Genomic DNA, 24,187 nt, shown 5'->3' on the forward strand with positions numbered 1-24,187 from the left:
TCACTCTTTCTCCATGTTCAGCGGGAAATGACAGGCATAGAGATGATTTTTCGCCCCCGTCAAACGTGGCGTCACAATGCATTCTCGTTGTGCATACGGGCAACGTGGCCCCAGACGACAACCAATCGGTAACTGTTCCAGCAGTGGGATAGCGCCGGGCAGCGTATTGAGGCGACTTTTATGCGGCATCGCGCTGCCGAAGTCTGGTATCGCGCGGATCAGCGCCTGGGTATAAGGATGATGTGGCATCGTCACCAACTCCTTACTCGGCGCGGTTTCCACTGTTTGACCGCAGTAAAGCACGTTAATTTTATCCGCCCATTGGCTAAGCATTTGTAAGTCATGGCTGATAAGCAAAATAGTGGTATTGCTGTTTTGGTTGAGACGCGTCAGCAGGCGAAAGATTTGCGCCTGGGTTGTTGGCTCCATTGAGTTGGTCGGTTCGTCAGCAATCAGCAGACGCGGTTGATTCGCCAGTGCAATGGCTATCATCACTTTCTGACATTCACCTTCGGTCAACTCATAGGGAAAACTGCGCATCGCATCTTTGTGATCTTTAATCCCCACGCGGTGCAGCAGTTCAATGGCACGGCGTTTGCGCCAGCCAAAACGCTGCCACCAACGGCCTTTATAGGTCCAGGCTGGGATGTTTTGCATCAACTGGCGACCCACACGTTCTGAAGGGTCAAGACACGACTGCGGTTCCTGGAAAATCATCGACACGTTATGGCCAACCAGTTTGCGCCGTTCGCGTGCGGAGAGACGCAGCAAATCGATATCATCAAAACGCATACGGTCAGCAGTAACACGCCAGTTATCTTTATTCACCCCACAAATCGCTTTCGCAATCAAACTCTTGCCGGAACCGGATTCACCAACAAGACCGCGGATTTCACCTTCGGTTAAGGTCATACTTACCCGGTCGACGGCTTTAACCCACTCATCACCGGTTTTAAATTCAATGGTCAGGTTACGAATATCGAGTAATGGCATTATTCCACCCCCGCAATAATCGCACGACGAACGCCATCGCCAAGGAGGTTAACCAACAACACGCTAATCATAATTGCCGCACCTGGCAGCATGACAGTCCACGGGGCGACATAAATCAGTTCCAGCGCATCACCGAGCATCGCTCCCCATTCAGGCGAGGGGAGTTGTGCGCCGAGATCGAGAAAGCCCAGCGCGGCGATATCGAGAATTGCCATCGACAGTGCGCGGGTGATCTCGGTGACCAGCCCGGCGGTGATGTTTGGCATCACAGCAAACCAGAGAATATTCAGCGTTGATGCGCCATCCAGACGGGCGGCGATAACGTACTCTTTTTCCAGTTCGTCATGCACCATGCTGTAAATCGAACGTACCATACGCGGCAGCAATGCCAGCCAGACAGCAAACATAGCGTGGGACAAACTCGGTCCGGCAAACGCTACAACGATAATTGCCAGCAGCAGCGAAGGGATCGCCAGTAAGGTATCCAGAATATGGTTAAGCACCGCTGAGCGTAGGCCGTGCGTCGCCCCGGCGAAGGTGCCCAGTACCAGGCCACAGATCGTCGCGGCAAGCGTCACCACAAATGCGCCACCCACGGTTGGCGCAGCTCCGCTCAGTAAACGGCTTAAAACATCGCGTCCGAGGTCGTCAGTCCCCAGGAAGAAAGAAACTTCGCCATAGCGCGACCATGACGGCGGCAATAATTGGTAACCGAGAAATTGCTGGTCGATGCCGTAAGGCGCAAACCAGCCGCCAAAAATACACAGTACAGCCAGCCCCGCGCAGCCGTACAGGCCGACCATCGCAGAGGCGTCACTATAAAATTTGCGCCAGGCGGTACGCAGCGTGCCCGGCGGGCGCTTTTCGCTGTATACGCTATCGTAAGGCATACCATTCCTTATGTTTCAGAGGGTTAGCCATGGCACCCAAAATATCAGAAATCACGTTAACAATAATGACCAGTGAGCCACACACCATCACTCCGGCGGAAATGGCTGCGTAATCCTGCTGGCGGATGGCGTTAATTAACCAGCGCCCTAAACCCGGCCAGCTAAAAACCATTTCGGTGATCATCGCCAGCGTCAGCATGGTGGAAAACTGTAAGCCCAGGCGAGGAATAACCGGCGGTAACGCGTTATGCAGAACGTGGCGACGCAAAATAGTAAAGCGCGACAAACCGCGGGTAGCCGCCGCTTTAACATAGTTCTGGTCATACACTTCGATAGTGCTGATACGCATCAGTCGGATCACTTCAGTTGTTGGCGCAACCGACAGGGTGATCACGGGCAATATCATATGGCGGATTGCGCTCATGATCATTTCATCCCGCCATGGTGAGTCCGAAAGCCAGGCATCAATCAACGCAAACCCGGTAATCGGTTTCACTTCGTACAGCAGATCGAAACGCCCTGAAACGGGCAACCAACCTAGCGTGAGTGAACAAAACAGCGTCAACAGAAGCGCCAGCCAGAACACCGGGATTGAAAAGCCCAGCAAGGCGATGGCGTTGATCAAGTTATCCTGCCACTTATGGCGCGTAATCCCGGCAATCATCCCCACGGGGATGCCAACAATCAGCGCAAAACCGAAGGCGAGGATGCACAGTTCCATCGTCGCAGGGAAGACCTCTTTTAACTGTTCGGCAATCGGTTGACCGTTAATGCTGGAAACACCAAAATCCCAGTGGATCAGGCCGTTAAACCAGAACACCCAGGCATTCCACAGTGACGCGCCTTGTAACGGCGCGTGTGGAGTGAAATAGCTCAAACTGAAGCCAACGAAGGTCAGCAGGAACAAGGTGACAATCAATAACAAAATGCGGCGTAAGGTGAAGATAATCATGGTTTTTTCACCTCATCCTGTTTCTCGCGATACACCCCAGCAAAGGAGGCGTTACCAAACGGGCTAAGTACCAGACCTTTGATATCGTACCGATAGGCCTGCAAACGCAATGACGACGCCAGCGGCAGAATAGGTAATTCCTGCGCCAGAATACTCTGCGCTTCGTCATAGGCTTCAATACGCGCTGCCAGCTGCTGCGAGGAGAGCGCCTTACGCAACACGCTGTCGAATTTCGGATCGCACCAGTGGGCGAGGTTGGTCTGTGAATGAATTGCCGCGCAGCTCAGTAACGGACGGAAGAAACTGTCCGGGTCGTTACTGTCCGTCGCCCAACCGGATAACGTCAGATCATGGCTCATATCCATCAACCGCGCCTCCTGAAAGCGACCTTCTACCGGCACAATCACCACTTTTACGCCAACCTGCGCCATATCCGCCTGAATCAGTTCGGCAGTTTTCAGTGGACTGGGGTTCCACGCCTGCGAACGTGTGGGCACCCACAGTTTCAGCGTTAAGTTTTCCAGCCCCAACGCCTTCAACTGTTCGCGCGATTTCGCCGGATTGTATTCAGTAATTTTAGCCTCGTTGTCATAGGCCCACGAGGCGCGCGGTAAAATAGAGGCCGCCGTTTCAGCCGTACCATAATAGATGGATTGCATCAGGCGCTGGTTATTAATCGCCAGTGCCAGTGCATGGCGGACAGCGGGATTATTTAGCGGCGGTTTGGCGGTGTTAAATGCCAGATAGGCGACGTTCATCCCAGGACGCAGCGTTAAACGCAAGCGCGGGTCGTCACGCAAAATGGATAGCTGGCTGGCAGCAGGCCAGGCCAGAACGTCGCATTCCCCGGTCAGGAGTTTCGACAGACGTCCGGTGCCGCCGGAGCCTAAATCCACCACTACCTGCGGCATTAACGGTTTACCGCGCCAGAAGTCATCATGACGTTGTAGGCGAATAAATTGCCCGGCGCGGTATTCCGACAACTGATACGGACCGGTGCCGACCGGTTGACGGTCGAGTTGCTCCTGGCGATCTTCTTTCTCTAACTTCCGGGCATATTCTGCCGACATGACCGAAGCATAATGGGTTGCGAGGTGCCACAAAAAAGAAGCATCCGGCTGGGCGAGTCGGAACTCAACGGTATGATTATCCAGTTTGCGGACGCTTTTCACGTTATCGGCAAATTGCAGGCTGTCGAAGTAGGGGAAGTTGCTGCCGTTGACGTTATGCCACGGGTTGTTGCGGTCAAAAATTCGCTGGAAGGTAAACACCACATCGTCGGCATTCATTTTACGAGTGGGAGTAAACCAGTCGGTTTTTTGAAACGGAACATCGCGACGCAGGTGGAAGCGATAGGTCGCGCCGTTGTCGAGTACTTCCCAGCTTTCGGCAAGTTCCGGCATCAGGCGATAGGTATAGGGATCGACATCCAGCAGTCGATCATAAAACTGGGCGGCAAGGGTATCGACAATTAACCCACTGCTCGCTTTGGATGGGTTAAAGGTGTTGACTTGCCCGCTGACGCAATAGACAAAACCGCTGTCGCGGATATCAGCATGCGGGGGGGATTCAGGCGCGGCGATTGCCTGACCACTCACAAGTCCAGCAATCACCAAAAGAGACGATAATACCTGGCGCATAATATTAAGGGATTTTATGTAAAGAGGCTATCTTACTAATATTTAATGACATTTGCCATTACCGTTTGTGTTCAGGGGTCGTAATGAGGGCCGTGTGGTTGGTCGTTGAACAGGTGGCGTCGCCATCTGTTCAACATTCGTACCCGTGATTTCTCTATAACTATAACTCACAGAACAACTTAGCGAGGAGCAGAGCGGTACGATCGTGAGAAACCCATTAAAGCACGCTGCAGTGCGTGTCATTGTTAGCCGGATGCGGCGTGAACGCTTTATCCGGACAACGATACTGACCGATCGTCTGCAATTAAATAATTACTCATTACCCCATTGATTCAAAAACTCTGCGATCTCATCAATGCGTACGGGATTAATCCCCGCTTCAGCAGCCATTTCATGTTGGGCTTCTTCGCTGATCTCTTCATTGTTCATCAAACGGGTGAGCAGTAACTGGAAGTAGTGGGCCAGCGGTGTGCGTTCAGCGTCTGCGACAGGCTCTGCGCATTCGGTCGCGTACTCATCGGCAATATCAAAATATTTTAGCGGGATATCGTGGTTCATTATTTGCCCCTGGGGTTAATGCGCTAAGCATAAGGGCGGATGATAGCACTCGTGATCCGGGTCATACATCTTTTTATAGTTAATGGCGCGGCGCATTACCCTCAGGCAGGATAATGCGGCGCGCATCCGACTATTACGTTTCGCTCACTGGCGTTCTGTCACCTTCGTACAGCGGCACTTTGCGATAGCGGCGGATCAGATACCACAAATATGCGCCGCCTAACGAAGCCCATACCAGACCCAGCGTCAGCGAGGTGGCTTCGAGGTTAATCCACAGCACGCCCACCGTCAGCGCGCCAACCAGCGGCATTAATAAATAGTGGAAGTGTTCCTTCCAGCTTTTATTCATTCCTTTGCGCCGCCAGAAGTGGTTGAACACCGACAGGTTAACGAAGGTAAACGCTACCAACGCGCCGAAGTTAATTAACGCTGTGGCGGTAACTAAATCGAAGAACAGCGCCGACATCGCGACAATCCCGACCATAATGACGTTCAGTGCCGGAGTCCGCCATTTCGGATGCACATAGCCAAACACGCGCTCCGGAAACACATTGTCGCGCCCCATCACATACAGCAGACGTGACACGCTGGCATGTGAGGCCAGGCCAGACGCTAACGTGTTCACAAACGTGGTGCAAAGGAAAATCGACTGGAACAGCTTACCGCCGACGTACAGCGCAATTTCAGGCAGTGCGGCGTCCGGGTCTTTAAAGCGGCTGATATCGGGAAAGAACAGCTGCATAAAGAACGACGCCGCGATAAAGATAACGCCGCCGTATACCGCCGTCAGGAAGATGGCTTTCGGGATCACGCGTGCGGCGTCCGGCGTCTCTTCCGAAAGCGTGGTCACCGCATCGAAACCGAGGAACGAGAAACAGACAATCGTCGCACCGGTAATAATCGGGATCAGGTGCGCGTTCTCGCTGATAAACGGCTGAAGTGACCAGACGGTGCCAACGCCTTCTCCTTTATGCAGTCCCTGAACCACCAGGAAGATAAACACCACCATGATGGAGATTTGCACCAGTACAAACAGGGTATTGAAGTTAGCGACCAGGTTGACGCTCTTCAGATTCGCGGCGGTTAAAATGGCGACGAAGGTTACCACCCACACCCACGGCGGCACTTCCGGGAAGAGGGCGGAGAGATAGATTTTCGCCAACAAAACGTTGATCATTGGCAAAAAGAGATAATCCAGCAGTGATGACCAGCCGACCATAAATCCGACGTGCGGATTAATCGACTTTTGCGCGTAGGTATAGGCCGAACCGGCCTCCGGAAACTGGCGAACCAGTTTGCCGTAGCTGATAGCGGTAAACAGCACGCCCGCCAGCGCCAGCAAATAGGACGCTGGAACGTGACCGTCGCTAATGCCGGAGACAATACCAAAAGTATCAAATACGGTCATCGGCGTGAGATAGGCCAGACCCATCATTACCACCTGCCACAATTTCAGTGATTTTCGCAGACGGGTTTTGCCGGGTTGCGCAGCAATATTCAGTGGTGAATTAATAGCCATAATTGCTGCCTCCCCTGCGTAATAAGGTTTGCGGTCGTGTCGACCTGAAATCAAACCTGTTTAGCAAGGGAAGCAAAGGGGGCGGAGTCCAGTCAGTAGCAGGAGGGGCGCATACGCAGCCTCCCTCGCCATGCGGGGATTTAATCATCGGCATCATCTCATTTCCTCGTCACAGTCTTAATCGTTAACGGAAGCCCGTTGCCGCCTGCGCTCCATAACGCGACATCCGGGAAATGTCTGGATTACCAGCAAATGTCAGGCCTGGCTCCGCTCAGGCCGATGAAACAACCCCGCATGGGGAATTACGCGTTTTTCAACATCCACTCAATTTCTGTTTCTGTGATGAGGCGCTCAAACTGCAACAGCTCATCATTTTTACAGGCGTGATACACATGGCAAAACCGTTCGCCTAAATAGCGGCGCAGGTGATCATTCTCGATAAACTCACCCAGGGCATCGCTCTGGCGAATCGGGAAGGGTAAGCCTTCCTGTTCCAGCCCGTTGCCTTCGACTTCTTCCTGCAACGGCAGCTCGTTATCAAGGCCATGCAAAATACCGGCAAAAATCGCTGCCATCACCAGATATGGGTTGGCATCGGCACCCGCCACGCGATATTCCACGCGGTGATTATGACGGTCGCCGCACGGAATACGCAGGGCGACGGTGCGGTTGTTATGGCCCCACGACGCCTGCGTCGGCACATACATTCCCGGCTGGAAGCGGCGATACGAGTTCACGTTTGGTGCCAGCAACGCCATCGACGACGGCATCAGGTCAATCATCCCGGCGAGCATCTTTTTCAGCAGCGGCGAATCTTCGCCTTCCGCGTCAGAAAGCACGTTCTCGCCACGGTTATTTTGCATACTGATATGGATATGCATTCCGCTGCCCGCGTGCTCTTCATACGGCTTCGCCATAAAAGTGGCGTGCATCTTATGCTTTTCTGCCATCAGACGCACCAGGCGTTTTAGCGCCAGCGCATCATCGCAGGCTTCCAGCACGTTATCGGTATGGTAAAGGTTGATTTCAAACTGACCCGGCGAGGCTTCGGCGACCGCACCGTCGGCGGGAATTAACTGTAACTGCGCCAGTTCATCAATATCATTGAGCACATCGGCGAAGTGGTTGAGGTTATCAACGGAGTAAACCTGGCTTTGTGTATTGCGGTCATCGGTGCCGGGCGCGCAGGGCGGTTGCAGATACCCTTCAGCGTCGCGCTGACGATCCAGTAAATAGAACTCCAGCTCTACCGCTACAACCGGGAACAATCCGCGCTGGCGTAGCTGCTGCCACAGGCGGTTAAGAACGTTCCGCGGCTCAACGTCAAAGGGAGCGCCATCTTCATCGACCATGGTCAGGAGCATCTGACCGATAAACTCTGGATCGGCGGCAGAAGGGGTTAAGGAACCGAGAACAGGAACACAAGTACGATCCGGCTCGCCCATTTCCTGACCCAGACCCGCTTCTTCTACTACGTTGCCCAGAATATCCATTGCAAACACCGAGGCCGGGAAATAACACCCTTTCTCCAACTTCTTCAGGCTTGAAACAGGGATACGTTTTCCACGGAAGCAACCATTCAAATCAGTAAGTAAAACATCAACATATTGCGTATTCGGGTAGCGCTCCAGGTAGCGTTTCACTTCCTGCGTAAAGGCGCTACCCCGCCTCTCTTCTGACTGCTGAACAAAGTTCTCTACTTCAACGATATTGGTTTCCATGATTCTTCGCCTTTGGTTTGTTTTCCGCTCGTTATCAAAGCGTAAAATATAATGACCACCATTCGAATCTGTATGCAAACTAAATGTTTGTCAAATGTTAAATTGAGTTTGCAAAAATGAAAACCCACTGCTAGATTGAAAAAATATTGAACATAAAGGTCATTTAAACCGCAGTAATGGCGATAATTTAGTCCACTTTGTGAGATTGAGCATGGAAAATATAATGAACAATCCGGTTATCGGTGTCGTAATGTGCAGGAACAGGCTTAAGGGTCATGCGACCCAGACTCTGCAAGAAAAGTACCTGAATGCCATCATCCACGCAGGCGGCTTGCCAATTGCGCTACCACATGCGCTGGCGGAACCGTCATTACTTGAACAACTTTTGCCGAAACTCGATGGCATTTATCTTCCTGGTAGTCCCAGCAATGTGCAGCCGCACCTATATGGTGAAAACGGCGATGAGCCTGACGCCGATCCCGGGCGTGATCTTCTGAGCATGGCGTTAATTAATGCCGCACTCGAAAGGCGCATCCCCATTTTCGCCATCTGCCGGGGTTTACAGGAACTGGTGGTGGCAACCGGTGGTTCGTTGCATCGCAAGCTGTGCGAACAGCCTGAATTGCTGGAACATCGGGAAGATCCCGAACTGCCGGTGGAACAGCAATATGCACCGTCGCATGAAGTTCAGGTTGAAGAGGGGGGATTACTGTCTGCGTTGTTACCTGAATGTAGCAACTTTTGGGTAAACTCTCTGCATGGGCAAGGGGCGAAGGTCGTTAGCCCACGGTTGCGTGTTGAAGCTCGCTCGCCGGATGGCTTAGTTGAGGCGGTTAGCGTCATCAATCATCCTTTTGCGCTGGGCGTACAGTGGCACCCGGAATGGAACAGTAGCGAGTACGCGCTTTCGCGTATATTGTTCGAGGGCTTTATCACCGCTTGTCAGCACCATATCGCTGAAAAACAGCGACTCTGACCACTACAGTTTAAGGAAATGCAAATATGAGTGATGAGGGACTGGCGCCAGGAAAACGCTTGTCGGAAATCCGCCAGCAGCAGGGGCTTTCACAACGTCGTGCCGCCGAACTCTCCGGGCTGACTCACAGTGCTATCAGTACGATAGAACAAGATAAAGTCAGCCCTGCCATCAGTACGCTGCAAAAGCTGCTGAAGGTGTATGGTCTGTCACTCTCGGAATTCTTTTCCGAGCCGGAAAAACCTGATGAGCCGCAGGTCGTCATTAATCAGGACGACTTAATTGAGATGGGCAGTCAGGGTGTGTCAATGAAGCTGGTTCATAACGGTAACCCGAATCGCACGCTGGCGATGATCTTTGAAACGTACCAGCCGGGCACAACCACTGGGGAAAGAATTAAGCATCAGGGTGAGGAAATAGGCACAGTACTGGAAGGTGAAATTGTTCTGACGATTAATGGTCAGGATTACCACCTCGTCGCGGGGCAAAGTTATGCCATTAATACCGGCATACCGCACAGTTTCAGTAATACGTCGGCAGGTATTTGCCGAATTATCAGCGCCCATACGCCCACCACGTTTTAATCTTTTTGTTCTGTAAGCCGGGTAAGCGCAATGCGCCCGGCAATCTATACACAAAATCATTCAAGTTGCATCAAGGCGGCAAGTGAGCGAATCCCGATGAGCTTACTCAGGTAAGTGATTCGGGGGAGCGAACGCAGCCAAGGCAGAGGCGGCTTGAAGGATGAAGTGTATATAAAGAATGTCGCCAGAAATAAACGGGCATACGGCCCGGGGATCTCTGCGCCCTGACGTTCACAAACTGCATATATCTGATAGACGTGAAACAGGAGTCATAATGAATTTTCATCATCTGGCTTACTGGCAGGATAAAGCGTTAAGTCTCGCCATTGAAAACCGCTTATTTATTAACGGTGAATATACTGCTGCGGCGGAAAATGAAACCTTTGAAACCGTTGATCCGGTCACCCAGGCACCGCTGGCGAAAATTGCCCGCGGCAAGAGCGTCGATATCGACCGTGCGGTGAGCGCAGCACGCGGCGTATTTGAACGCGGCGACTGGTCACTCTCTTCTCCGGCTAAACGTAAAGCGGTACTGAATAAACTCGCCGATTTAATGGAAGCCCACGCCGAAGAGCTGGCACTGCTGGAAACTCTCGACACCGGCAAACCGATTCGTCACAGTCTGCGTGATGATATTCCCGGCGCGGCGCGCGCCATTCGCTGGTACGCCGAAGCGATCGACAAAGTGTATGGCGAAGTGGCGACCACCAGTAGCCATGAGCTGGCGATGATCGTGCGTGAACCGGTCGGCGTGATTGCCGCCATCGTGCCGTGGAACTTCCCGCTGTTGCTGACTTGCTGGAAACTCGGCCCGGCGCTGGCGGCGGGAAACAGCGTGATTCTAAAACCGTCTGAAAAATCACCGCTCAGTGCGATTCGTCTCGCGGGGCTGGCGAAAGAAGCAGGCTTGCCGGATGGTGTGTTGAACGTGGTGACGGGTTTTGGTCATGAAGCGGGGCAGGCGCTGTCGCGTCATAACGATATCGACGCCATTGCCTTTACCGGTTCAACCCGTACCGGGAAACAGCTGCTGAAAGATGCGGGCGACAGCAACATGAAACGCGTCTGGCTGGAAGCGGGCGGCAAAAGCGCCAACCTCGTTTTCGCCGATTGTCCGGATCTGCAAAAAGCGGCAAGCGCCACCGCCGCAGGCATCTTCTACAACCAGGGCCAGGTGTGCATCGCCGGAACGCGTTTGTTGCTGGAAGAGAGCATCGCCGATGAATTCTTAGCCCTGTTAAAACAGCAGGCGCAAAACTGGCAGCCGGGCCATCCACTTGATCCCGCAACCACCATGGGCACCTTAATCGACTGCGCCCACGCCGACTCGGTCCATAGCTTTATTCGGGAAGGCGAAAGCAAAGGGCAACTGCTGCTGGATGGTCGTAACGCTGAGCTGGCTGCCGCCATCGGCCCGACCATCTTTGTGGATGTAGACCCGAATGCGTCCTTAAGCCGCGAAGAGATTTTCGGTCCGGTGCTGGTGGTCACGCGTTTCACATCAGAAGACCAGGCGCTACAGCTTGCCAACGACAGCCAGTACGGCCTTGGCGCGGCGGTATGGACGCGCGACCTCTCCCGCGCGCACCGCATGAGCCGCCGCCTGAAGGCTGGTTCCGTCTTCGTCAATAACTACAACGACGGCGATATGACCGTGCCGTTTGGCGGCTATAAGCAGAGCGGCAACGGTCGCGACAAATCCCTGCATGCCCTTGAAAAATTCACCGAACTGAAAACCATCTGGATAAGCCTGGAGGCCTGAAATGACCGAACATACCAGCAGTTACTACGCCGCCAGTGCGAATAAATACGCGCCATTCGACACGCTGAATGAGTCGATTTCCTGCGACGTTTGCGTGGTCGGCGGCGGCTATACCGGGCTCTCTTCCGCGCTGCATCTGGCGGAAGCGGGCTTTGACGTAGTGGTTCTCGAAGCCTCACGCATCGGCTTTGGCGCAAGCGGGCGCAATGGCGGGCAGCTTGTGAACTCCTACAGCCGCGACATCGACGTGATCGAAAAAAGCTACGGCATGGACACCGCCCGTATGCTCGGCAGCATGATGTTCGAAGGTGGTGAGATCATCCGCGAACGTATCAAACGTTATCAGATTGACTGCGACTACCGCCCCGGCGGCCTGTTTGTGGCGATGAATGATAAACAGCTCGCCACACTTGAAGAGCAGAAAGAGAACTGGGAACGCTACGGCAATAAACAGCTGGAATTGCTGGACGCCAACGCCATTCGCCGTGAAGTAGCCAGCGATCGCTATACCGGTGCGCTGCTGGATCACAGCGGTGGGCATATTCATCCGCTAAACCTCGCCATTGGCGAAGCGGACGCCATCCGCCTCAACGGCGGGCGCGTGTATGAACTTTCTGCCGTGACGCAGATCCAGCACACCACGCCAGCCGTTGTGCGAACTGCCAAAGGTCAGGTGACGGCGAAGTATGTGATTGTCGCCGGGAATGCGTATCTGGGCGATAAAGTAGAGCCGGAACTGGCGAAACGCAGCATGCCGTGCGGCACGCAGGTGATCACCACCGAACGGCTGTCGGAAGATTTAGCCCGTTCGCTGATCCCGAAAAACTACTGTGTGGAAGACTGTAACTATCTGCTTGATTACTACCGTCTTACCGCCGACAACCGCCTGCTGTACGGCGGCGGCGTGGTCTACGGCGCGCGCGACCCGGATGACGTTGAGCGCCTTGTGGTGCCGAAACTGCTGAAAACCTTCCCGCAGCTGAAGGGCGTGAAAATTGATTACCGCTGGACGGGCAACTTCCTGCTGACCTTGTCGCGCATGCCGCAGTTCGGTCGCCTTGATACCAACATCTATTACATGCAGGGCTACAGCGGCCACGGCGTCACCTGTACCCATCTTGCCGGGCGTCTGATTGCCGAACTGCTGCGCGGCGACGCCGAACGTTTCGATGCCTTCGCCAATCTGCCGCATTACCCGTTCCCCGGCGGGCGCACGCTGCGCGTGCCATTTACCGCGATGGGCGCGGCTTATTACAGCCTGCGCGATCGTCTGGGCGTTTAATTTCCGATTAACAGTGAAGAGTCAAAAGGTGTGAAACATGAGCAACAATGAATTCCATCAGCGTCGTCTTTCTGCTACCCCACGCGGGGTTGGCGTGATGTGTAACTTCTTCGCCCAGTCGGCAGAAAACGCTACGCTGAAGGACGTAGAGGGCAACGAATACATCGATTTCGCCGCAGGCATTGCGGTGCTGAATACCGGGCATCGCCACCCTGATCTGGTCGCGGCGGTGGAGCAGCAATTGCAACAGTTTACCCACACCGCGTATCAGATTGTGCCGTACGAAAGCTACGTCACGCTGGCGGAGAAAATTAACGCCCTTGCCCCAGTGAGCGGGCAGGCTAAAACCGCATTCTTCACTACCGGTGCGGAAGCGGTGGAAAACGCGGTGAAAATTGCTCGCGCCCATACCGGACGACCTGGCGTGATTGCGTTTAGCGGTGGCTTCCACGGTCGTACATATATGACCATGGCGCTGACCGGAAAAGTTGCGCCGTACAAAATCGGCTTCGGCCCGTTCCCTGGTTCGGTGTATCACGTACCTTATCCGTCAGATTTACACGGCATTTCAACACAGGACTCCCTCGACGCCATCGAACGCTTGTTTAAATCAGACATCGAAGCGAAGCAGGTCGCGGCCATTATTTTCGAACCGGTGCAGGGCGAGGGCGGTTTCAACGTTGCGCCAAAAGAGCTGGTTGCCGCCATTCGCCGCCTGTGCGACGAGCACGGTATTGTGATGATTGCCGATGAAGTGCAAAGCGGCTTTGCGCGTACCGGTAAACTGTTTGCCATGGATCATTACGCCGATAAGCCGGACTTAATGACGATGGCGAAAAGCCTCGCGGGCGGGATGCCGCTTTCGGGCGTGGTCGGTAACGCGAATATTATGGACGCGCCCGCGCCGGGCGGGTTGGGTGGCACCTACGCCGGGAACCCGCTGGCGGTGGCTGCCGCGCACGCGGTGCTCAATATTATCGACAAAGAATCACTCTGCGAACGCGCGAATCAACTGGGCCAGCGTCTCAAAAACACGTTGATTGATGCCAAAGAAAGCGTTCCGGCCATTGCTGCGGTACGCGGCCTGGGGTCGATGATTGCGGCAGAGTTTAACGATCCGCAAACGGGCGAGCCGTCAGCGGCGATTGCACAGAAAATCCAGCAACGCGCGCTGGCGCAGGGGCTGCTCCTGCTGACCTGTGGCGCATACGGCAACGTGATTCGCTTCCTGTATCCGCTGACCATCCCGGATGCGCAATTCGATGCGGCAATGAAAATTTTGCAGGATGCGCTGAGCGATTAATAGCCCAACGCAATAATGTCTGATGCGCTGCGCTTATCAGGCCTGCAAACGACGTATTGATTATGTATGCCGAATAAAGCATTCACGCCGCATCCGGCAAGTTGTATTGCTCAACTTCGCTAAATCTGGTGCTTTTTCAACAACGCGCGGAACTGATGATAAGTTAACCCCAGTAATTCAGCCGCGCGCTTCTGGTTATATTTCCCTTGTTGCAAACTGAGTTGCAGCAACTCTTTTTCCTGCTGCATCTGAAACTCACGTAAATCCAGCGGCAGTGTTGGAAGCGAGGTGGTTTCTGAAACGGCGATAGTGTCTTCAGGCGGACGCCGTTTAAAGGGATCAATAATGATGTCATCAAGCGGATAATCGCTGGTGCCGTGGCGATACACTGAACGTTCCACCACGTTTTTCAATTCACGAATATTTCCCGGCCAACGATAATTCAGCAATGTTTCTTTGGCGCGCTCCGTAAACCCCGGGAACAGAGGCAGCTTGATTTCCCGACACATCTGGATGGCAAAGTGTTCTGCCATCAACATTATGTCGCTTTCGCGCTCGCGCAGTGGTGGCAGTTGTACAACATCAAAAGCCAGTCGGTCGAGCAGGTCAGCGCGAAAAGTGCCTTCATTGACCATCGCCGGGAGATCGGCATTCGTCGCGCATACCAACCGCACATTCACCTGCAATGGCTGGCTGCCGCCAACGCGCTCCAGTTCACCGTACTCAATCACGCGCAATAATTTCTCCTGCACCATCATCGGTGCCGTAGCGAGTTCATCAAGAAATAGCGTACCGCCGTCGGCACGTTCAAATCTCCCAGGATGACGTTTTTGCGCACCGGTAAACGCCCCCGCTTCGTGACCAAACAGTTCGGAATCCAGCAGATTTTCATTTAACGCCGCGCAGTTAAGGGAAATAAACGGCCCTTGCCAACGGGAGGAGAGATAATGCAGGCGGCTGGCAATCAGCTCTTTACCGGTGCCGCGTTCGCCGATGATGAGCACCGGTTTGTCCAGCGGTGCGAGATGCGAAACCTGTTCCAGCACTTCGAGAAAGCTGTTCGCCTCACCAAGTAAATTATCTTTGTATTCTGCCATGATGAAATTCGCCACTTGTTAGTGTAATTCGCTAACTCATCCTGGCATGTTGCTGTTGATTCTTCAATCAGATCTTTATAAATCAAAAAGATAAAAAATTGGCACGCAAATTGTATTAACAGTTCAGCAGGACAATCCTGAACGCAGAAATCAAGAGGACAACATTATGGGTATTTTTTCTCGCTTTGCCGACATCGTGAATGCCAACATCAACGCTCTGTTAGAGAAAGCGGAAGATCCACAGAAACTGGTTCGTCTGATGATCCAGGAGATGGAAGATACACTGGTTGAAGTACGTTCTACTTCGGCGCGTGCGTTGGCAGAAAAGAAACAGCTGACTCGCCGTATTGAACAAGCGTCGGCGCGTGAAGTTGAATGGCAGGAAAAAGCCGAACTGGCGCTGCTGAAAGAGAGAGAGGATTTGGCACGTGCAGCGTTAATTGAAAAACAGAAACTGACCGATCTGATTAAGAGCCTGGAACATGAAGTGACGCTGGTGGACGACACGCTGGCACGCATGAAGAAAGAGATCGGTGAGCTGGAAAACAAATTGAGCGAAACACGCGCTCGCCAGCAGGCATTGATGTTACGTCATCAGGCGGCAAACTCGTCGCGCGATGTGCGTCGTCAGCTGGACAGTGGCAAACTGGATGAAGCAATGGCTCGTTTCGAATCTTTCGAACGTCGTATTGACCAGATGGAAGCGGAAGCAGAAAGCCACAGCTTCGGTAAACAAAAATCGCTGGACGATCAGTTTGCCGAACTGAAAGCCGATGATGCAATCAGCGAACAACTGGCACAATTAAAAGCCAAAATGAAGCAAGACAATCAATAATAACATCCAGGCGGCGTCCGAACGCGCCGCCGCTCATCGTCTAAGGAGTACTTATGAGCGCGCTATTTCTGGCTATTCCGTTAACCATTTTTGTGCTGTTTGTTTTACCGATCTGGTTATGGCTGCATTACAGCAATCGTTCTGGTCGCAGTGAATTGTCGCAAAGTGAGCAGCAGCGATTAGCGCAACTGGCTGATGAAGCAAAACGGATGCGCGAACGTATTCAGGCGCTGGAATCTATTCTTGATGCAGAACATCCGAACTGGAGGGATCGCTAATGGCGGGCATTAATCTCAATAAAAAATTATGGCGTATTCCACAGCAGGGCATGGTCCGCGGCGTCTGCGCCGGGATTGCCAACTATTTTGATGTACCGGTAAAACTGGTGCGTATCCTGGTGGTGCTGTCGATTTTCTTCGGTCTGGCGCTGTTTACCCTGGTTGCTTACATCATTTTGTCATTTGCGCTTGATCCAATGCCGGACAACATGGCCTTTGGTGAGCAGCTACCTTCCAGCAGCGAATTGCTGGATGAAGTCGACCGTGAACTGGCGGCAAGTGAAACGCGTTTACGCGAGATGGAACGTTATGTCACTTCCGATACTTTCACGTTACGTAGCCGTTTCCGTCAACTGTGAGGAAAGTTATGAATACTCGCTGGCAACAGGCCGGGCAAAAGGTAAAGCCTGGTTTCAAATTAGCAGGCAAGCTGGTACTTCTTACCGCACTGCGCTATGGCCCGGCGGGTGTGGCGGGCTGGGCGATAAAATCAGTTGCTCGCCGACCGCTGAAAATGTTGCTGGCTGTGGCGCTGGAACCGCTGTTAAGTCGGGCTGCTAATAAACTGGCACAGCGTTATAAAAGGTGAGGGGAGTTTCGCAAAAATTGTTAAATCTCAGGCGTATAATGGATGGCAATTTTCATCCATAGAAGGACGCTTACATGTTTAAAAAAGGCTTACTTGCTCTGGCACTGGTGTTTTCACTGCCCGTTTTCGCCGCTGAACACTGGATCGATGTTCGTGTTCCAGAGCAGTATCAGCAAGAGCACGTTCAGGGGGCCATCAATATTCCCCTGAAGGAAGTGAAAGAGCGCATTGCCACCGCCGTTCCGGATAAAAACGACACCGTGAAAGTGTATTGCAATGCCGGACGCCAGTCAGGGCAAGCAAAAGAGATCCTTAGCGAGATGGGATATACCCACGTTGAGAACGCCGGTGGCCTGAAAGACATCGCAATGCCGAAGGTCAAAGGTTAAAAGAATTCACCATGAGCGGCGCTTATGCGCCGTTTTTTTTCTGTCACACCTTATTTACATCCCCATAGATTATTTGCGTCAGCTCACAAATACGCTTTTTCCCTGGTAAAAAATGATTTCCTGCGTGACTAAAACCCTTGTGCTCAATTGACAGTTTATTTTCTGCGGAGTAGTCTCTCGTTTCATGGGACCGCTACCACGGAAAGGCAACATGAAACAGAAAATTACGGATTACCTGGACGAAATCTACGGTGGAACATTTACCGCAACTCATTTACAGAAACTTGTAACGCGTCTTGAGAGTGCGAAACGATTAATTACACAGCGACGTAAAAAACACTGGGATGAAAGTGATGTCGTGTTAATTACCTATGCCGATCAATTTCACAGCAATGATTTAAAACCATTACCCACATTTAATCAGTTTTACCATCAATGGCTGCAAAGCATTTTTTCACATGTTCATTTGTTGCCGTTTTATCCATGGTCATCTGATGATGGCTTTTCGGTAATTGATTATCAACAGGTCGCCAGTGAAGCGGGGGAGTGGCAGGATATTCAGCAACTCGGTGAATGTAGTCATTTAATGTTTGATTTTGTCTGCAACCATATGTCGGCAAAAAGTGAATGGTTTAAAAACTATTTACAACAGCATCCAGGTTTTGAAGATTTTTTTATTGCCGTTGACCCGCAAACCGATCTCAGCGCCGTCACTCGCCCGCGTGCGTTACCGTTATTAACGCCATTCCAGATGCGCGATCATTCAACGCGCCATTTATGGACCACCTTTAGTGACGATCAAATTGACCTGAATTACCGTAGCCCTGAAGTGTTGCTGGCGATGGTGGATGTTTTACTCTGTTACCTTGCGAAAGGTGCTGAGTATGTCCGCCTGGATGCCGTTGGCTTTATGTGGAAAGAGCCGGGAACAAGCTGCATCCATCTGGAAAAAACACATCTGATTATCAAACTGTTACGGTCGATTATTGATAACGTTGCGCCAGGTACAGTGATCATTACCGAGACCAATGTTCCGCATAAAGACAACATTGCTTACTTTGGCGCAGGCGATGACGAAGCACATATGGTGTACCAGTTCTCGCTGCCGCCACTGGTGCTGCATGCGGTGCAAAAACAGAACGTTGAGGCGCTTTGTGCGTGGGCGCAAAACCTGACACTACCTTCCAGCAACACCACCTGGTTTAACTTCCTCGCCTCTCACGATGGCATCGGGCTAAACCCGCTACGGGGCTTGTTGCCTGAAAGCGAAATATTAGAGCTGGTCGAGGCGTTACAGCAGGAAGGTGCATTAGTAAACTGGAAAAATAATCCCGACGGTACACGCAGTCCGTATGAAATAAATGTGACCTATATGGATGCGTTAAGCCGCCGTGAGAGTAGCGATGAAGAACGTTGCGCCAGGTTTATTCTCGCCCATGCGATTTTGTTAAGTTTCCCCGGTGTGCCAGCGATATATATTCAAAGTATTCTTGGCTCGCGTAATGATTACGCAGGTGTCGAAAAACTCGGATATAACCGTGCGATTAACCGTAAAAAATATCACAGTAAAGAGATAACCCGAGAACTGAACGATGAAGCTACATTAAGGCATGCGGTATATCATGAGTTGTCGCGTTTAATTACACTTCGTCGCAGCCATAACGAGTTTCATCCGGATAATAATTTTACCATTGATACGATTAATTCATCCGTAATGCGTATTCAAAGAAGTAACGCTGATGGTAATTGTCTGACTGGATTGTTTAATGTCAGTAAAAATATTCAGCATGTAAATATTACTAATCTGCATGGTCGGGATCTGATTAGTGAAGTTGATATATTGGGTAATGAAATAACGCTGCGCCCCTGGCAGGTTATGTGGATTAAATAAAAAGGAACATCTCATGATTAAATCAAAAATCGTGCTGTTATCAGCACTGGTTTCCTGCGCCCTGATTTCAGGCTGTAAAGAAGAAAATAAAACGAATGTATCCATCGAATTTATGCATTCTTCGGTGGAGCAGGAGCGCCAGGCCGTTATCAGTAAATTGATTGCCCGTTTTGAAAAAGAAAACCCTGGCATCACCGTTAAGCAAGTGCCCGTGGAAGAAGATGCCTATAACACTAAAGTCATTACTCTTTCACGTAGCGGTTCGCTGCCGGAAGTGATCGAAACCAGCCATGACTACGCCAAAGTGATGGACAAAGAGCAGCTTATCGATCGCAAAGCGGTTGCCACAGTCATCAGCAACGTTGGTGAAGGCGCGTTTTACGATGGCGTACTGCGTATTGTGCGTACCGAAGATGGTAGCGCATGGACCGGTGTTCCTGTCAGCGCCTGGATTGGCGGTATCTGGTATCGCAAAGATGTGCTGGCAAAAGCGGGGCTTGAGGAGCCGAAAAACTGGCAACAGCTGCTGGACGTTGCACAGAAACTGAATGACCCGGCGAATAAAAAATACGGCATTGCGCTGCCTACAGCAGAAAGCGTGTTGACGGAACAATCCTTCTCCCAGTTTGCGTTATCCAACCAGGCTAACGTCTTTAACGCCGAAGGCAAAATCACCCTTGATACACCAGAGATGATGCAGGCACTGACCTATTACCGCGACCTTGCTGCCAACACTATGCCGGGTTCTAACGACATCATGGAAGTGAAAGACGCCTTTATGAACGGCACCGCGCCGATGGCGATTTACTCCACCTATATCCTTCCGGCTGTGATTAAAGAAGGCGACCCGAAAAACGTCGGTTTCGTGGTGCCAACCGAGAAAAACTCTGCGGTCTACGGCATGTTGACCTCGCTGACCATTACCGCCGGGCAAAAGACCGAAGAGACGGAAGCAGCAGAAAAATTTGTCACCTTTATGGAGCAGGCAGACAACATTGCCGACTGGGTGATGATGTCGCCAGGTGCTGCGCTGCCGGTGAATAAAGCGGTTGTCACTACCGCCACCTGGAAAGACAACGACGTTATTAAGGCGCTGGGTGAACTACCGAATCAGCTAATCGGTGAACTGCCAAATATTCAGGTCTTTGGTGCAGTAGGGGATAAAAACTTTACCCGCATGGGTGATGTGACGGGGTCTGGAGTGGTGAGCTCCATGGTGCATAACGTCACCGTGGGTAAAGCCGATCTCCCTGGCACGCTGCAAGCGAGCCAGAAAAAGCTGGATGAACTGATCGAACAGCACTAAACCCCGGACAGGAATCCGCAATGAACAGGCTTTTTTCAGGTCGTTCCGATATGCCCTTTGCGCTGTTGCTTCTCGCGCCCAGCTTATTACTGCTGGGCGGTCTGGTGGCGTGGCCGATGGTGTCGAATATCGAAATCAGTTTTTTACGTCTGCCGCTCAATCCCAACATCGAGTCAACCTTTGTTGGGGTGAGTAACTATGTGCGTATCCTCTCCGATCCCGGCTTCTGGCACTCGCTGTGGATGACGGTCTGGTATACCGCGCTGGTGGTGGCGGGCAGCACCGTGCTCGGGCTGGCAGTGGCGATGTTTTTCAACCGCGAGTTCCGTCTGCGCAAAACCGCGCGTTCGCTGGTGATCCTCTCCTACGTAACGCCGTCCATTTCGCTGGTGTTTGCCTGGAAATACATGTTCAACAACGGCTACGGCATTGTGAACTACCTCGGCGTCGATCTTCTGCATCTCTATGAGCAGGCACCGCTGTGGTTCGATAATCCGGGCAGTAGCTTTGTGCTGGTGGTGCTGTTCGCCATCTGGCGCTACTTCCCGTATGCCTTTATCTCGTTTCTGGCGATTTTGCAGACCATCGACAAATCGCTGTACGAAGCGGCAGAGATGGATGGCGCTAATGCCTGGCAACGGTTTCGTATCGTCACGCTGCCCGCGATTATGCCGGTCCTGGCGACGGTGGTGACCCTGCGCACCATCTGGATGTTCTACATGTTCGCGGATGTTTATTTGCTGACGACCAAGGTCGATATTCTCGGTGTATATCTCTACAAAACCGCCTTTGCCTTTAATGATTTAGGAAAAGCGGCGGCGATCTCGGTGGTGCTCTTCATCATTATTTTCGCTGTCATTCTGCTGACCAGGAAACGGGTGAACCTCAATGGCAACAAATAAACGCACACTCAGTCGCATCGGTTTTTACTGCGGGCTGGCGCTGTTTCTCATCATCACGCTGTTTCCATTTTTTGTGATGCTGATGACCTCGTTCAAGGGCGCGAAAGAGGCGATCTCACTGCATCCTACGCTGCTGCCGCAGCAGTGGACGCTGGAGCATTACGTCGACATTTTTAACCCGATGATTTTCCCGTTTGTCGACTACTTCCGTAACAGTCTGGTGGTGTCGGTGGTTTCATCCGTGGTGGCGGTATTCCTCGGCATTCTTGGGGCTTACGCGCTTTCCCGCCTGCGCTTTAAAGGTCGGATGACCATCAATGCCAGCTTTTACACGGTGTATATGTTCTCTGGCATTTTGCTGGTGGTGCCGCTGTTCAAAATCATCACCGCGCTGGGCATTTACGACACCGAGATGGCGCTGATCATCACCATGGTGACGCAAACTCTGCCCACCGCCGTGTTTATGCTGAAAAGCTACTTCGACACCATCCCCGATGAGATCGAAGAAGCGGCGATGATGGATGGCCTCAACCGTCTGCAAATTATCTTCCGCATCACCGTGCCGTTGGCGATGTCCGGGCTGATATCCGTGTTCGTCTACTGCTTTATGGTGGCGTGGAACGACTATCTGTTTGCGTCGATTTTCCTCTCCAGCGCCAGCAATTTCACCTTACCGGTGGGCCTGAACGCGCTGTTCAGTACGCCAGATTACATCTGGGGACGGATGATGGCGGCCTCACTGGTGACCGCATTGCCGGTGGTGATTATGTATGCGCTTTCGGAACGTTTTATTAAGAGTGGTTTGACCGCCGGTGGCGTGAAGGGCTAAAGCGGCCAGTTTCTTTACAAGGAGTTTTAAATGAAAAAGTTAGTAGCCACAGCACCGCGTGTTGCTGCGCTGGTTGAGTATGAAGATCGGGCGATTTTAGCCAATGAAGTGAAAATCCGCGTGCGTTTCGGCGCACCGAAACACGGAACGGAAGTGGTCGACTTCCGCGCCGCCAGCCCGTTTATCGATGAAGACTTTAACGGTGAATGGCAGATGTTCACTCCGCGTCCGGCAGATGCGCCGCGCGGCATTGAGTTTGGCAAATTCCAGCTTGGCAACATGGTGGTTGGCGACATTATCGAGTGCGGCAGCGACGTAACCGACTACGCGGTGGGCGACAGCGTATGCGGCTACGGCCCACTCTCCGAGACGGTCATCATTAACGCGGTGAATAACTACAAGCTGCGCAAAATGCCGCAAGGCAGCTCCTGGAAAAACGCCGTCTGTTACGACCCGGCGCAGTTTGCCATGAGCGGCGTGCGCGATGCCAACGTGCGCGTGGGTGATTTTGTGGTGGTGGTAGGGCTTGGCGCGATTGGTCAAATAGCCATCCAACTGGCGAAACGCGCTGGCGCATCGGTGGTAATTGGCGTCGATCCTATCGCCCATCGCTGTGATATTGCCCGTCGCCACGGTGCGGATTTCTGCCTTAACCCCATCGGCACTGACGTAGGTAAAGAGATCAAAACGCTGACCGGCAAGCAGGGTGCCGATGTGATTATCGAAACCAGCGGTTACGCCGACGCGCTGCAATCGGCGCTCCGCGGCCTGGCTTATGGCGGCACCATCTCGTATGTTGCGTTTGCCAAACCGTTTGCCGAAGGTTTTAACCTCGGACGCGAAGCCCATTTCAATAACGCCAAAATTGTCTTCTCCCGCGCGTGCAGCGAACCGAACCCGGATTATCCGCGCTGGAGCCGCAAGCGTATCGAAGAAACCTGTTGGGAACTGCTGATGAACGGTTATCTCAATTGTGAAGATCTAATCGACCCGGTGGTGACCTTTGCCAATAGCCCGGAAAGCTACATGCAGTATGTCGACCAGCATCCGGAACAGAGCATCAAAATGGGCGTTACGTTTTAATTCAAAGGAATGAAAAAAATGAAAATAGGCACACAGAATCAGGCGTTCTTTCCGGAAAATATTCTGGAGAAATTTCGTTATATCAAAGAGATGGGTTTCGATGGTTTTGAGATCGACGGCAAACTGCTGGTCAACAATCTCGAAGAAGTCAAAGCGGCGATCAAAGAAACTGGTTTACCGGTGACCACCACCTGCGGTGGCTATGACGGCTGGATTGGTGACTTTATCGAAGAGCGTCGTCTTAATGGCTTAAAGCAGATCGAACGCATTCTCGAAGCGCTGGCAGAAGTGGGGGGTAAAGGCATCGTCGTTCCGGCAGCGTGGGGCATGTTTACCTTCCGCTTACCGCCGATGACCTCGCCGCGTAGCCTGGACGGCGACCGCAAAATGGTGAGTGATTCCCTGCGCGTACTGGAACAGGTCGCCGCGCGTACCGGAACCGTGGTGTATCTCGAACCGTTAAACCGCTATCAGGATCATATGATCAACACCCTCGCCGATGCTCGTCGTTACATCGTCGAAAACAATCTTAAACATGTGCAGATTATCGGCGATTTCTATCACATGAACATCGAAGAAGATAACCTGGCGCAGGCGCTGCACGACAACCGTGACCTGCTCGGTCATGTGCATATTGCCGATAACCATCGTTACCAGCCGGGCAGTGGCACCCTCGATTTCCACGCGCTGTTTGAACAGCTGCGCGCCGATAACTATCAGGGTTATGTGGTGTATGAAGGGCGTATCCGGGCAGAAGATCCTGCCCAGGCGTACCGTGATTCGTTGGCCTGGTTGCGTACCTGCTAAG

The 24,187-nt window shown here is 52.4% G+C and carries 25 protein-coding genes; 16 read left to right on the forward strand and 9 right to left on the reverse strand.

Annotated features, from left to right (window positions below):
• The 8 genes from sapD to puuA all read right to left on the reverse strand — a co-directional run bounded on the left by sapD (window position 1) and on the right by puuA (window position 8,273).
• Window positions 1-993, reverse strand: coding sequence for a peptide ABC transporter ATP-binding protein SapD (gene sapD / locus ACJHXA_RS01660; RefSeq protein ID WP_001128858.1), 993 nt, complete (start codon window positions 991-993; stop codon window positions 1-3).
• Window positions 993-1,883, reverse strand: coding sequence for a peptide ABC transporter permease SapC (sapC, locus tag ACJHXA_RS01665; RefSeq protein ID WP_001146163.1), 891 nt, complete (start codon window positions 1,881-1,883; stop codon window positions 993-995). Before sapC ends, sapD begins: the two co-directional genes overlap by 1 nt.
• A complete protein-coding gene (gene sapB / locus ACJHXA_RS01670) occupies window positions 1,870-2,835 on the reverse strand; it encodes a putrescine export ABC transporter permease SapB (RefSeq protein WP_000583277.1) in 966 nt (321 codons plus the stop codon). The genes sapC and sapB overlap by 14 nt, the downstream gene beginning before the upstream one ends.
• A complete protein-coding gene (sapA, locus tag ACJHXA_RS01675) occupies window positions 2,832-4,475 on the reverse strand; it encodes an ABC transporter substrate-binding protein SapA (RefSeq protein WP_001250213.1) in 1,644 nt (547 codons plus the stop codon). Before sapA ends, sapB begins: the two co-directional genes overlap by 4 nt.
• Before the next feature lie 312 nt (window positions 4,476-4,787).
• Entirely contained in the window at window positions 4,788-5,033 is a 246-nt protein-coding gene (locus ACJHXA_RS01680; protein ID WP_001015099.1) for a YmjA family protein, read from the reverse strand.
• 133 nt (window positions 5,034-5,166) lie between these two features.
• Complete coding sequence (gene puuP, locus ACJHXA_RS01685; protein WP_000996861.1) at window positions 5,167-6,552, reverse strand: putrescine/proton symporter PuuP; 1,386 nt, start codon at window positions 6,550-6,552, stop codon at window positions 5,167-5,169.
• Window positions 6,542-6,706, reverse strand: coding sequence for a protein YmjE (locus tag ACJHXA_RS01690; RefSeq protein WP_120795382.1), 165 nt, complete (start codon window positions 6,704-6,706; stop codon window positions 6,542-6,544). The genes puuP and ACJHXA_RS01690 overlap by 11 nt, the downstream gene beginning before the upstream one ends.
• 148 nt (window positions 6,707-6,854) lie before the next feature.
• A complete protein-coding gene (gene puuA, locus ACJHXA_RS01695) occupies window positions 6,855-8,273 on the reverse strand; it encodes a glutamate-putrescine ligase (RefSeq protein ID WP_001296746.1) in 1,419 nt (472 codons plus the stop codon).
• Between the two features lie 211 nt (window positions 8,274-8,484).
• On the opposite strand from puuA, the gene puuD reads away from it, so the two are divergent.
• The 5 genes from puuD (at window position 8,485) to puuE (ending at window position 14,180) form a co-directional block, all read left to right on the forward strand.
• The gene (gene puuD / locus ACJHXA_RS01700) at window positions 8,485-9,249 is read left to right on the forward strand and encodes a gamma-glutamyl-gamma-aminobutyrate hydrolase (protein ID WP_001307158.1); all 765 of its coding nucleotides are present in this window, start codon (window positions 8,485-8,487) and stop codon (window positions 9,247-9,249) included.
• Window positions 9,250-9,275: 26 nt separating this feature from the next.
• Window positions 9,276-9,833 carry an HTH-type transcriptional regulator PuuR gene (gene puuR / locus ACJHXA_RS01705; RefSeq protein ID WP_001278727.1) on the forward strand — a complete coding sequence of 186 codons (558 nt, stop codon included), beginning with the start codon at window positions 9,276-9,278 and terminating at the stop codon, window positions 9,831-9,833.
• A gap of 274 nt (window positions 9,834-10,107) precedes the next feature.
• Window positions 10,108-11,595, forward strand: coding sequence for an aldehyde dehydrogenase PuuC (gene puuC / locus ACJHXA_RS01710; protein WP_001009111.1), 1,488 nt, complete (start codon window positions 10,108-10,110; stop codon window positions 11,593-11,595).
• Window position 11,596: 1 nt separating this feature from the next.
• The gene (gene puuB, locus ACJHXA_RS01715) at window positions 11,597-12,877 is read left to right on the forward strand and encodes a gamma-glutamylputrescine oxidase (protein ID WP_000134843.1); all 1,281 of its coding nucleotides are present in this window, start codon (window positions 11,597-11,599) and stop codon (window positions 12,875-12,877) included.
• A gap of 37 nt (window positions 12,878-12,914) precedes the next feature.
• A complete protein-coding gene (gene puuE, locus ACJHXA_RS01720; RefSeq protein WP_000069226.1) occupies window positions 12,915-14,180 on the forward strand; it encodes a 4-aminobutyrate transaminase in 1,266 nt (421 codons plus the stop codon).
• A 119-nt stretch (window positions 14,181-14,299) separates the two neighbouring features.
• Here the strand turns inward: puuE and pspF are convergent, their stop codons facing one another.
• On the reverse strand, window positions 14,300-15,277 hold the full coding sequence (gene pspF, locus ACJHXA_RS01725; RefSeq protein WP_001315447.1) for a phage shock protein operon transcriptional activator: 978 nt from the start codon (window positions 15,275-15,277) through the stop codon (window positions 14,300-14,302).
• A gap of 166 nt (window positions 15,278-15,443) precedes the next feature.
• Here pspF and pspA point away from each other — a divergent pair, with 166 nt between their 5' ends.
• The 11 genes from pspA (at window position 15,444) to ACJHXA_RS01780 (ending at window position 24,186) form a co-directional block, all read left to right on the forward strand.
• Window positions 15,444-16,112, forward strand: coding sequence for a phage shock protein PspA (gene pspA / locus ACJHXA_RS01730; protein ID WP_000511025.1), 669 nt, complete (start codon window positions 15,444-15,446; stop codon window positions 16,110-16,112).
• Between the two features lie 53 nt (window positions 16,113-16,165).
• Complete coding sequence (gene pspB / locus ACJHXA_RS01735) at window positions 16,166-16,390, forward strand: envelope stress response membrane protein PspB (protein WP_001274963.1); 225 nt, start codon at window positions 16,166-16,168, stop codon at window positions 16,388-16,390.
• Entirely contained in the window at window positions 16,390-16,749 is a 360-nt protein-coding gene (pspC, locus tag ACJHXA_RS01740) for an envelope stress response membrane protein PspC (RefSeq protein WP_000907387.1), read from the forward strand. Before pspB ends, pspC begins: the two co-directional genes overlap by 1 nt.
• A gap of 8 nt (window positions 16,750-16,757) precedes the next feature.
• The gene (gene pspD / locus ACJHXA_RS01745; RefSeq protein WP_001295585.1) at window positions 16,758-16,979 is read left to right on the forward strand and encodes a phage shock protein PspD; all 222 of its coding nucleotides are present in this window, start codon (window positions 16,758-16,760) and stop codon (window positions 16,977-16,979) included.
• Between the two features lie 74 nt (window positions 16,980-17,053).
• Window positions 17,054-17,368, forward strand: coding sequence for a thiosulfate sulfurtransferase PspE (gene pspE / locus ACJHXA_RS01750; protein ID WP_000473109.1), 315 nt, complete (start codon window positions 17,054-17,056; stop codon window positions 17,366-17,368).
• A gap of 211 nt (window positions 17,369-17,579) precedes the next feature.
• Complete coding sequence (gene ycjM, locus ACJHXA_RS01755) at window positions 17,580-19,259, forward strand: glucosylglycerate phosphorylase (protein WP_000810516.1); 1,680 nt, start codon at window positions 17,580-17,582, stop codon at window positions 19,257-19,259.
• Between the two features lie 13 nt (window positions 19,260-19,272).
• The gene (locus tag ACJHXA_RS01760) at window positions 19,273-20,565 is read left to right on the forward strand and encodes an ABC transporter substrate-binding protein (RefSeq protein WP_000597458.1); all 1,293 of its coding nucleotides are present in this window, start codon (window positions 19,273-19,275) and stop codon (window positions 20,563-20,565) included.
• 20 nt (window positions 20,566-20,585) lie between these two features.
• Window positions 20,586-21,467, forward strand: coding sequence for a carbohydrate ABC transporter permease (locus ACJHXA_RS01765; RefSeq protein ID WP_001080790.1), 882 nt, complete (start codon window positions 20,586-20,588; stop codon window positions 21,465-21,467).
• Window positions 21,454-22,296: a carbohydrate ABC transporter permease gene (locus ACJHXA_RS01770; protein ID WP_000224659.1), complete on the forward strand. Its 843-nt coding sequence runs from the start codon at window positions 21,454-21,456 to the stop codon at window positions 22,294-22,296. The genes ACJHXA_RS01765 and ACJHXA_RS01770 overlap by 14 nt, the downstream gene beginning before the upstream one ends.
• A 30-nt stretch (window positions 22,297-22,326) precedes the next feature.
• Window positions 22,327-23,379, forward strand: a complete 1,053-nt coding sequence (locus ACJHXA_RS01775; RefSeq protein ID WP_000737347.1) for a zinc-dependent alcohol dehydrogenase — start codon at window positions 22,327-22,329, stop codon at window positions 23,377-23,379.
• A gap of 18 nt (window positions 23,380-23,397) precedes the next feature.
• A complete protein-coding gene (locus tag ACJHXA_RS01780) occupies window positions 23,398-24,186 on the forward strand; it encodes a sugar phosphate isomerase/epimerase family protein (protein ID WP_001315450.1) in 789 nt (262 codons plus the stop codon).
• Window position 24,187: the final 1 nt, after the last annotated feature.

Origin of the sequence: Escherichia sp. WS33 (assembly GCF_046486385.1) — a bacterium.
Classification (GTDB): domain Bacteria; phylum Pseudomonadota; class Gammaproteobacteria; order Enterobacterales; family Enterobacteriaceae; genus ECMA0423.

Excerpts from the sequence above, each read along its gene's own strand:
- sapD (WP_001128858.1), bottom strand. The coding sequence starts at position 993 with ATGCCATTACTCGATATTCGTAACCTGACCATTGAATTTAAAACCGGT.
- sapC (WP_001146163.1), bottom strand. The coding sequence starts at position 1,883 with ATGCCTTACGATAGCGTATACAGCGAAAAGCGCCCGCCGGGCACGCTG.
- sapB (WP_000583277.1), bottom strand. The coding sequence starts at position 2,835 with ATGATTATCTTCACCTTACGCCGCATTTTGTTATTGATTGTCACCTTG.
- sapA (WP_001250213.1), bottom strand. The coding sequence starts at position 4,475 with ATGCGCCAGGTATTATCGTCTCTTTTGGTGATTGCTGGACTTGTGAGT.
- ACJHXA_RS01680 (WP_001015099.1), bottom strand. The coding sequence starts at position 5,033 with ATGAACCACGATATCCCGCTAAAATATTTTGATATTGCCGATGAGTAC.
- puuP (WP_000996861.1), bottom strand. The coding sequence starts at position 6,552 with ATGGCTATTAATTCACCACTGAATATTGCTGCGCAACCCGGCAAAACC.
- ACJHXA_RS01690 (WP_120795382.1), bottom strand. The coding sequence starts at position 6,706 with ATGCCGATGATTAAATCCCCGCATGGCGAGGGAGGCTGCGTATGCGCC.
- puuA (WP_001296746.1), bottom strand. The coding sequence starts at position 8,273 with ATGGAAACCAATATCGTTGAAGTAGAGAACTTTGTTCAGCAGTCAGAA.
- puuD (WP_001307158.1), top strand. The coding sequence starts at position 8,485 with ATGGAAAATATAATGAACAATCCGGTTATCGGTGTCGTAATGTGCAGG.
- puuR (WP_001278727.1), top strand. The coding sequence starts at position 9,276 with ATGAGTGATGAGGGACTGGCGCCAGGAAAACGCTTGTCGGAAATCCGC.
- puuC (WP_001009111.1), top strand. The coding sequence starts at position 10,108 with ATGAATTTTCATCATCTGGCTTACTGGCAGGATAAAGCGTTAAGTCTC.
- puuB (WP_000134843.1), top strand. The coding sequence starts at position 11,597 with ATGACCGAACATACCAGCAGTTACTACGCCGCCAGTGCGAATAAATAC.
- puuE (WP_000069226.1), top strand. The coding sequence starts at position 12,915 with ATGAGCAACAATGAATTCCATCAGCGTCGTCTTTCTGCTACCCCACGC.
- pspF (WP_001315447.1), bottom strand. The coding sequence starts at position 15,277 with ATGGCAGAATACAAAGATAATTTACTTGGTGAGGCGAACAGCTTTCTC.
- pspA (WP_000511025.1), top strand. The coding sequence starts at position 15,444 with ATGGGTATTTTTTCTCGCTTTGCCGACATCGTGAATGCCAACATCAAC.
- pspB (WP_001274963.1), top strand. The coding sequence starts at position 16,166 with ATGAGCGCGCTATTTCTGGCTATTCCGTTAACCATTTTTGTGCTGTTT.
- pspC (WP_000907387.1), top strand. The coding sequence starts at position 16,390 with ATGGCGGGCATTAATCTCAATAAAAAATTATGGCGTATTCCACAGCAG.
- pspD (WP_001295585.1), top strand. The coding sequence starts at position 16,758 with ATGAATACTCGCTGGCAACAGGCCGGGCAAAAGGTAAAGCCTGGTTTC.
- pspE (WP_000473109.1), top strand. The coding sequence starts at position 17,054 with ATGTTTAAAAAAGGCTTACTTGCTCTGGCACTGGTGTTTTCACTGCCC.
- ycjM (WP_000810516.1), top strand. The coding sequence starts at position 17,580 with ATGAAACAGAAAATTACGGATTACCTGGACGAAATCTACGGTGGAACA.
- ACJHXA_RS01760 (WP_000597458.1), top strand. The coding sequence starts at position 19,273 with ATGATTAAATCAAAAATCGTGCTGTTATCAGCACTGGTTTCCTGCGCC.
- ACJHXA_RS01765 (WP_001080790.1), top strand. The coding sequence starts at position 20,586 with ATGAACAGGCTTTTTTCAGGTCGTTCCGATATGCCCTTTGCGCTGTTG.
- ACJHXA_RS01770 (WP_000224659.1), top strand. The coding sequence starts at position 21,454 with ATGGCAACAAATAAACGCACACTCAGTCGCATCGGTTTTTACTGCGGG.
- ACJHXA_RS01775 (WP_000737347.1), top strand. The coding sequence starts at position 22,327 with ATGAAAAAGTTAGTAGCCACAGCACCGCGTGTTGCTGCGCTGGTTGAG.
- ACJHXA_RS01780 (WP_001315450.1), top strand. The coding sequence starts at position 23,398 with ATGAAAATAGGCACACAGAATCAGGCGTTCTTTCCGGAAAATATTCTG.